The sequence below is a fragment of the Kineococcus esterisolvens genome, assembly GCF_050871405.1.
GTDB lineage: Bacteria > Actinomycetota > Actinomycetes > Actinomycetales > Kineococcaceae > Kineococcus.
This window is the reverse complement of record NZ_JBJLRI010000119.1, coordinates 1-7,380: the sequence shown is the minus strand read 5'-3', so window position 1 is coordinate 7,380 and position 7,380 is coordinate 1. Positions and strand designations below refer to the sequence as shown.

The 7,380-nt window shown below is 75.5% G+C and carries 8 protein-coding genes and 1 tRNA gene; 4 read left to right on the top strand and 5 right to left on the bottom strand.

Features of this window, described 5'->3' with window-relative positions; all coding sequences use genetic code 11:
• The first annotated feature begins 149 nt into the window (after positions 1–149).
• Both ACRYR8_RS20615 and ACRYR8_RS20610 read left to right on the top strand, forming a co-directional pair.
• Positions 150–791: a glycosyltransferase family 4 protein gene (locus tag ACRYR8_RS20615; RefSeq protein WP_432486199.1), complete on the top strand. Its 642-nt coding sequence runs from the start codon at positions 150–152 to the stop codon at positions 789–791.
• The gene (locus ACRYR8_RS20610; protein ID WP_432486107.1) at positions 788–1,726 is read left to right on the top strand and encodes a glycosyltransferase; all 939 of its coding nucleotides are present in this window, start codon (positions 788–790) and stop codon (positions 1,724–1,726) included. The genes ACRYR8_RS20615 and ACRYR8_RS20610 overlap by 4 nt, the downstream gene beginning before the upstream one ends.
• Before the next feature lie 48 nt (positions 1,727–1,774).
• Here ACRYR8_RS20610 and pth read toward each other — a convergent pair whose 3' ends face one another.
• The 5 genes from pth to ACRYR8_RS20585 all read right to left on the bottom strand — a co-directional run bounded on the left by pth (position 1,775) and on the right by ACRYR8_RS20585 (position 5,954).
• Complete coding sequence (gene pth / locus ACRYR8_RS20605) at positions 1,775–2,371, bottom strand: aminoacyl-tRNA hydrolase (RefSeq protein ID WP_432486106.1); 597 nt, start codon at positions 2,369–2,371, stop codon at positions 1,775–1,777.
• A gap of 34 nt (positions 2,372–2,405) precedes the next feature.
• Entirely contained in the window at positions 2,406–3,047 is a 642-nt protein-coding gene (locus ACRYR8_RS20600) for a 50S ribosomal protein L25/general stress protein Ctc (protein WP_432486105.1), read from the bottom strand.
• A gap of 198 nt (positions 3,048–3,245) precedes the next feature.
• Positions 3,246–4,223, bottom strand: coding sequence for a ribose-phosphate diphosphokinase (locus ACRYR8_RS20595; protein WP_432486104.1), 978 nt, complete (start codon positions 4,221–4,223; stop codon positions 3,246–3,248).
• Positions 4,220–5,761, bottom strand: a complete 1,542-nt coding sequence (gene glmU / locus ACRYR8_RS20590) for a bifunctional UDP-N-acetylglucosamine diphosphorylase/glucosamine-1-phosphate N-acetyltransferase GlmU (RefSeq protein WP_432486109.1) — start codon at positions 5,759–5,761, stop codon at positions 4,220–4,222. Before glmU ends, ACRYR8_RS20595 begins: the two co-directional genes overlap by 4 nt.
• A gap of 121 nt (positions 5,762–5,882) precedes the next feature.
• Positions 5,883–5,954: transfer RNA gene (locus tag ACRYR8_RS20585), tRNA-Gln, on the bottom strand.
• Positions 5,955–6,090: 136 nt separating this feature from the next.
• Here ACRYR8_RS20585 and ACRYR8_RS20580 point away from each other — a divergent pair.
• Both ACRYR8_RS20580 and ACRYR8_RS20575 read left to right on the top strand, forming a co-directional pair.
• The gene (locus ACRYR8_RS20580; RefSeq protein ID WP_432486103.1) at positions 6,091–6,771 is read left to right on the top strand and encodes a TetR/AcrR family transcriptional regulator; all 681 of its coding nucleotides are present in this window, start codon (positions 6,091–6,093) and stop codon (positions 6,769–6,771) included.
• Between the two features lie 10 nt (positions 6,772–6,781).
• Positions 6,782–7,324, top strand: coding sequence for a MarR family winged helix-turn-helix transcriptional regulator (locus ACRYR8_RS20575; RefSeq protein ID WP_432486102.1), 543 nt, complete (start codon positions 6,782–6,784; stop codon positions 7,322–7,324).
• Positions 7,325–7,380 lie beyond the last annotated feature (56 nt).

Sequence of the window (7,380 nt, the reverse complement as noted above, 5' to 3'; positions counted from 1 at the left end):
CCCCCCCCCCCCCCCCCCCCCCCCCCCCCCCCCCCCCCCCCCCCCCCCCCCCCCCCCCCCCCCCCCCCCCCCCCCCCCCCCCCCCCCCCCCCCCCCCCGCCCCCCCCCCCCCGCCCCCCCCCCCCCCCCCCCCCCCCCCCCCCGCCGGGGTGGCGGCCGTCAGCCCGCGCGAGGCCGCGCTGGCCGGCCGCCTGGGCGTGCGGCGCGTCACCTACGTCCCGCAGGTCGTCTCGCTGCCCCGCTGGGTCCTGGACGAGCGCGCCGCGCTGTCCGAGCAGCCGGGCGAGCGCGCACCCCGCTACGTCACCGCGGGCCGCATCTGCGCGCAGAAGGACCCCGGGTTCTTCGCCGAGACCGCGCGGGAACTGCTGCGCTCGCGCCCGGACGCGGAGGTCGTCTGGCTGGGCGGCGGGACGCCCGAGGACGAGGAGCGCCTGCGCTCGATCGGCGTCCGGGTGACGGGCTGGATCGAGCGCGCGACCCTCCTCGGCGAGCTCGCCCGCGCGGATGTCTACGTCCACACCGCGGCGTGGGAGGGCAGCCCGATGACGGTCCTCGAGGCGGCGGAGCTGGGTGTCCCCGTGGTCGCGCGGCGCATCGCCGCGCTGGAGTCCCTGGGCGTCCGGCGGCTGGAGGGCACGCCCGCAGCGCTCGCGGCCACCGCCGAGGAGACGGCCAAGAACCCGCAGTCCGCCGGGGTGGGGCTCGACCTCACCGCGGTCCACAACTCCACCGCCCAGCGCGAGGCGCTGCTGGGCCTCTACGAACAGGTTGCGAGCTCAGCACGGTGACAGCGCTCCTCGTCGCGAACAACGGCGGCCACGTCAAGCAGCTGCACAGCTGGCTGCCGCGCCTCGGCCTCGGTGAGGACCGGGTCTGGGTGACCGTGGAGGCCCCCCAGACGACGGCCCTGCTGGCCGGGGAAGAGGTCTGCTGGGTCGACTACCCCGACGCCCGCGACTACCGGGCGCTGGTCCGGCACGCGCTGGCGACCCGCCACCTGTTCCGGCAGCACCGGTTCAGCGCGGCCGTCAGCACCGGGGCCAGCCTCGCCCTGTCGGTTCTGCCCCAGGCGGCGGCGCGGGGCATCGACACCCGCTTCATCGAGAGCGCGACGCGCTTCGAGGGCCCCTCGATGGCCGGGCGCGTCCTGGCGCGCATGCCGCGCATCCGCGTGTACACCCAGTACGAGCACCTCACGTCGAAGCGCTGGCGGTACGGCGGTTCGGTGTTCGACGGTTTCACGGCCGTCGCGGGTGCCGCGCGCACGCGGGACCCGTGGCGGGTGGTGGTCACCGTCGGGAGCACCGGCGCCTACGGTTTCCGGCGGTTGCTGGACCGGATGGTCCAGGTCCTGCCCCCGGACGCCGAGGTGCTCTGGCAGACCGGCTCCACCGACGTCACCGGCCTCGACATCGAGGCGCGTCCCGCGGTCCCCTCCGACGAACTGGCGGCGGCGGTCGCCGCGGCCGACGTGGTCGTCGCGCACGCCGGCACCGGCTCGGCGCTGGGATCGCTCGAGGCGGGCAAGTTCCCCCTGCTGGTGCCGCGGCGCACCGCTCACGGCGAGCACGTGGACGACCACCAGGGCGAGATCGCCCGCGCGCTGGGCCAGCGCGGCCTCGCCCTCGTGCGGGAGGCCGACGAGATCACCTTCGCGGACCTGGAACAGGCGGCCACCACGGCCGTCGAACGACGACAGGCGCCGCCGCCCTTCACGTGGTGACACCGGCACCCGGGTGGGGATCCCCCCACCCGGGTGCTCCGGGCGCTCTCAGGCGGGCGCGTGGAACCTCTGCTGGGCCGCTTCGAGGCCCTCGGTGAGCAGCGCCTCGACCGCGTCGGCGGCGTCCAGGAGCAGGAACGGCAGTTCCTTGCGCTCCGTGGAGGAGAACTCCTTGAGCACGAAGTCGGCCGGGTCCTGCCGGCCGGGCGGTCGGCCGATGCCGACGCGCACGCGCGCGTAGTCCTTGCCGCGCAGCGACTGCGAGATCGAGCGGAGCCCGTTGTGACCGCCCTCGCCGCCGCCGCGCTTGAGCCGCACGGAGCCGAAGGGGACGTCGAGCTCGTCGTGGACGACGACGAGGCGGTCGAGGCCGACGTCGTAGTACTTCGCCAGGCCGGCCACGGGGCCGCCGGAGAGGTTCATGTACGAGGTGGGAGCGGCCAGCACCGCGCGCGGGCCCGGCGCACCGCCCGGCCCGGTGCCCAGGCGCACCTCGGCGACCCGGGCACCGGAGCGGTGCCGCTTGAAGGACCCCGACGCGCGGCTCGCCAGCTCGGCGAGCACGGCCTGCCCGACGTTGTGCCGGGTCCGCTCGTACTCGGCGCCGGGGTTGCCCAGCCCGACGACGAGCCACGCGTCGCTCACTCGGTCCTCCTGCTGCTCTACCGCGAGGGGTGGGTCAGGACCCGGAGGTCTGGCCGCCCTGGTCGTCGGAGTGGCTCTCCTCGCGCACGATGCCGGCCTCGGCCTCGGCGGACTCCAGCTCCGCCTCGACCTGGGCGGCGCTCGCGGCGCCCTGCACGACCACGACGAGCTGCTCGGCGTCCCCGGCCAGCACGGTGCCCTCGGGGAGGGTGATGTCGCCGGCGGTGACGTGGCTGCCGGCCTCCAGGCCCTCCACGGAGACCTCGAGGGACTCGGGCAGGTGGGTGGCCTCGGCCTCGACGAACAGGGTCGTCAGCTCCTGGTTGACGATCGTGTTCGGGGCGGCGTCACCGGTCAGGACCAGCCGGATCTCGACCGAGACCTTCTCGCCGCTGCGCACGGTGAGCAGGTCGACGTGCTCGATGAACCCGCGGATCGGGTCGCGCTGCACGTCCTTCGGCAGCGCCAGGTGGCGCTCGCCCTCGACGTCGATCTCCAGCAGGGCGTTGGCGTTCTTGAGCGCCATCATGGTGGCGTGGCCCGGCAGGGTCACGTGCAGCGGCGCCTCGCCGTGGCCGTACACGACCGCGGGGATCTTGTCGGCGCGGCGGATGCGGCGGGCGGCGCCCTTGCCGAACTCGGTGCGCTTCTCGGCGGACAGCTTGGTCTCGGCCACGGGGGCCCTCCTCGGGAGTCGGTGTTCCTGCAGACACACCTCGGGAGGGCGCGGCGCGCCGTCCACCGCGTCGATCACGGAGGCGCGTCTCGCGACCAGCGCCGTCCCTCGCCGAGGCAACCGGGCCCCAGTCTACCGGGGCCCGGCGCCCGCCCCGACCGCGCGCCGGCGGGAGGCCGGCGGGCCGTCAGCGCACCGTCAGCTGTGGCCGTCGAACAGGCTGGTGACCGAGCCGTCGTCGAACACCTCGCGGATGGCGCGCGCGAGCAGCGGCGCGATCGACAGGGTCGTCAGCTGCGGGAAGCGCATCGCCTCGGTGATCGGCAGGGTGTTCGTCACGACGAGCTCGGAGATCGGCGAGTTCTTCAGGCGGTCCACCGCCGGGCCGGAGAGCACCGCGTGGGTGGCGGTCGCGATGACGTCGGCGGCGCCGTTGGCCTTCAGGGCCTCCGCGGCCTGCACGATCGTGCCGGCGGTGTCGATGAGGTCGTCGACCAGGACGCACGTGCGGCCCTCGACGTCACCGACCACCTCGTGCACCTTGACCTGGTTGGGCACGTTGGGGTCACGGCGCTTGTGGATGATCGCCAGCGGCGCGCCGAGGCGGTCCGACCACAGGTCCGCGACGCGGACCCGGCCGGCGTCCGGGGAGACGATCGTGAGGTTGGACCGGTCGACCCGCTTGCCGACGTAGTCGGCGAGGATCGGCAGCGCCCACAGGTGGTCCACGGGGCCGTCGAAGAAGCCCTGGATCTGCGCGGTGTGCAGGTCCACGGACATCAGCCGGTCGGCGCCGGCGGTCTTGAACATGTCGGCCACCAGGCGCGCCGAGATCGGCTCGCGACCGCGGCCCTTCTTGTCCTGGCGGGCGTACCCGTAGAAGGGGGCGACCACGGTGATGCGCTTGGCGGAGGCCCGCTTCAGCGCGTCCACCATGATCAGGTGCTCCATGATCCACTGGTTGACGTTCGCGGTGTGGCTCTGGATGACGAACGCGTCGCAGCCGCGGACGCTCTCCTCGAACCGGACGTAGATCTCGGAGTTGGCGAAGTCGTAGGCGCTGGTGGGCACCAGCTCGGCGCCCAGCGCGGCGGAGACCTCCTGCGCGAGCTCCGGGTGGGCGCGCCCGGAGATGAGCACCATCCGCTTCTCGCCCGTGGTGGTGATTCCGGTCATGGCTGTTGCTCCCTGCCCTCGGTGGTGGCTCCGGTGCCCTCGGTGGCGTCCGTGCTGCTGGTGGTGCCGGCGTCCGCGCCCTCCGCCGCCCGCAGCGCCGCCTCGGCGGCCGCGGTCCCGGAACGGTGGCGCGCGGTCCAGCCCTCGACGTTGCGCTGCGGGGCGACGCTGATGGCCAGCGCCCCCGCCGGGACGTCCTTGCGGATGACGGTGCCGGCACCGGAGTAGGCGCCGTCGCCGACCGTGACCGGCGCGACGTACATGGTGTCCGAGCCCATCCGCACGTGGTCGCCGATGGTCGTGCGCGACTTGTTCACGCCGTCGTAGTTCACGAAGACGGAACTGGCGCCGATGTTGGAGTGCTCGCCGATCGTGGCGTCCCCCACGTACGTCAGGTGCGGGACCTTCGAGCCGCGCCCGATCTCGGCGTTCTTCGTCTCCACGAAGGTGCCGATCCTGCCCTCGGCGCCCAGGCGGGTGCCGGGGCGCAGGTAGGCGAAGGGACCCACGTGCGCCCCCTCGCCCAGGACGGCGGAAGTGCCGTGCGTGCGCTCGACGACCGCCCCGGCACCGACCTCGACGTCGGTGAGCGTGCAGTCCGGGCCGACGACGGCACCGGCGGCGACGCGGGTGCGCCCGTGCAGCTGCACCCCGGGCAGCAGCGTCACGTCCGCGGTCAGCTCCACGTCGGCGTCGACCCAGGTGGTGCGGGGGTCGACCACCGTGACGCCGGCGAGCATCCAGCGGCGCAGCGTGCGCGCGTTGGCCTCCGCGGACAGCTCCGCCAGCTGCAGCCGGTCGTTGACGCCGCGGATCTCCCACTCGTCCTGCACGGCGAGCGCCTGCACGCGCAGGCCGTCCGCGCGCAGCAGGCCCAGCACGTCCGTCAGGTACACCTCCCCGGCGGCGTTGTCGCGGCCGACCCGCACCAGGGCCCCGCGCAGGGCGGCCGCGTCGAAGGCGTAGACGCCGGAGTTCACCTCGCGCACGGCGCGCTGGGCCTCGGTGGCGTCCTTCTGCTCCACGATGGCGCTGACGCCGCCGTCGTCGTCGCGCAGCACCCTGCCGTAGCCGGTGGGGTCGGCCAGCTCGGTGGTCAGGACGGTCATGGCGTTGCCGCCGGCGGTGTGGGCGGCGACGAGGTCGCCCAGCGTCGCCGCGGACAGCAGCGGCACGTCCCCGTAGGTCACCACCACGGTGCCGGCCAGGTCGGCCGGCAGGGCGTCGAGGCCGCACTGCACGGCGCGCCCGGTGCCGGGCACCTCGTCCTGCAGGGCGACCACGACGCCGGGGTCGGCTGCGCGCACCGCCTCGGCGACCCGCTCGGCCTGGTGGCGCAGCACGACCGCGAGGTGCTGCGGGCCGGTGGCGCGGGCCGCGGCCAGCGCGTGGCCCAGCAGGGGGCGGCCCCCGAGGGGGTGCAGGACCTTGGGCAGCTGCGACTTCATCCGGGTGCCCTCGCCGGCCGCCAGGACCACCACGGCGGCGGGTGCGGGCCCGGAGGGGCCGGAGGGGTCGGCGGCGGACTGGTCGGGGATCTCGGCGGTGCTCACGCGGGGCGCGCTCCTCGCGGGCTCGGGGCTGCGGGGGCTGGACCGGCAGTCGGCCCAGAGCCCGAGGATAACGGCCCGGCCACGCCGGGCCGACCAGCCCACCGCGCTCCCGGGAGAGGATTCGAACCCCTACTGGACGGGACCAAAACCCGCCGTGCTGCCGTTACACCACCCGGGAGGGCGCGCCGGCCCGCGGCAGCGGGTGGCGCGGGACCATCCTGCCAGCCCCTGACGCACGGCCGTCCCGCCGCCGGTGCGCACCCTCCGGCTCACCCGGTCGGCGCAGACCCCGGCGCGGGGGGCAGGATGGGTGCGTGCCTCCCCGCCCCCGCTCCCGCATGACCGGTGGGGAGCGGCGCGAGCAGCTCATCGGCATCGGCCGCGCCCTGTTCGCCGAGCGCGGGGTGGAGGGCACCACCGTGGAGGAGATCGCCGCCCGGGCCGGTGTGTCCAAACCCGTGGTGTACGAGCACTTCGGCGGCAAGGAGGGCCTGTACGCGGTCGTGGTGGACCGCGAGATCGCCTCCCTGCTGTCGGCGATCACGCGGGCCCTGTCCGGCCGCGGCAGTCCCCGCACCCTGCTGGAGCGCTCGACCACCGCCCTGCTGGACTACATCGAGAGCTCCACCGACGGCTTCCGCATCCTCGTGCGCGACTCCCCCGCCACCGCCGCCACCGGCACCTTCGCCAGCCTCATCTCCGACATCGCCCGCCAGGTCGAGCACCTGCTCGTCGACGCGTTCGCCGCGCGCGGCTTCCCGCCGCAGACGGCCTCGCTGTACGCGCAGGGGCTCGTCGGCATGGTCGCGGTGACCGGCCAGTGGTGGCTGGACACCCGCGAGCCGCCGAAGGAGGAGGTCGCGGCCCACCTGGTCAACCTGGCGTGGAACGGGCTGCTCGGCCTGGAGCGCTCGCCCCGGCTGTCGGTGCACGCGCGCGAGGACGAGGGCACGGACCGGGGCACGGACCGGGGCACGGACCGGGGCACGCCCTAGAGTCGCTGCCGTGGCACGCGACGCAGGCCGGTCCCCGGGCGAGCGGCCGCCCACCGACGAGGTCGACCTCATCGTCGCGGCGTGGCGGCGGGAGACCCCGCAGCTGGACGTGGAACCCCTGGAGGTCCTCTCCCGGGTGGCGCGCCTGGCGCGGCACCTGGACCGGCTGCGCCGCGACGCGTTCGCGGCGCACTCGCTGGAGACCTGGGAGTTCGACGTCCTGGCCGCGCTGAGGCGGGCGGGCGCCCCGCACGAGCTGTCCCCCGGCCAGCTGCTCGTCCAGACGCTCGTGAGCAGCGGCACCATGACCAACCGGGTGGACCGGCTCGCCGGCCGGGGCCTCGTGCAGCGCCGCCCCTCCCCCGACGACGGGCGCAGCGTGCGGGTGCGGCTGACGGCCGCGGGGACCGCGGTGGTCGACGCCGCGCTGGCGGACCTCGTGCGCGCCGAGCACCGGATGCTGGCGGTGCTCGGCGACGAGGAGCGCCGCACGCTGGCGACGCTGCTGCGCCGGGTGGCCGCGCCGTTCGAGTCGCCCGCCGCGCGCACCTGAGGAGCGCCCACGGGCACCGCCCGGCACGGCGACGCCCCCGCACCGGGCCGGTGCGG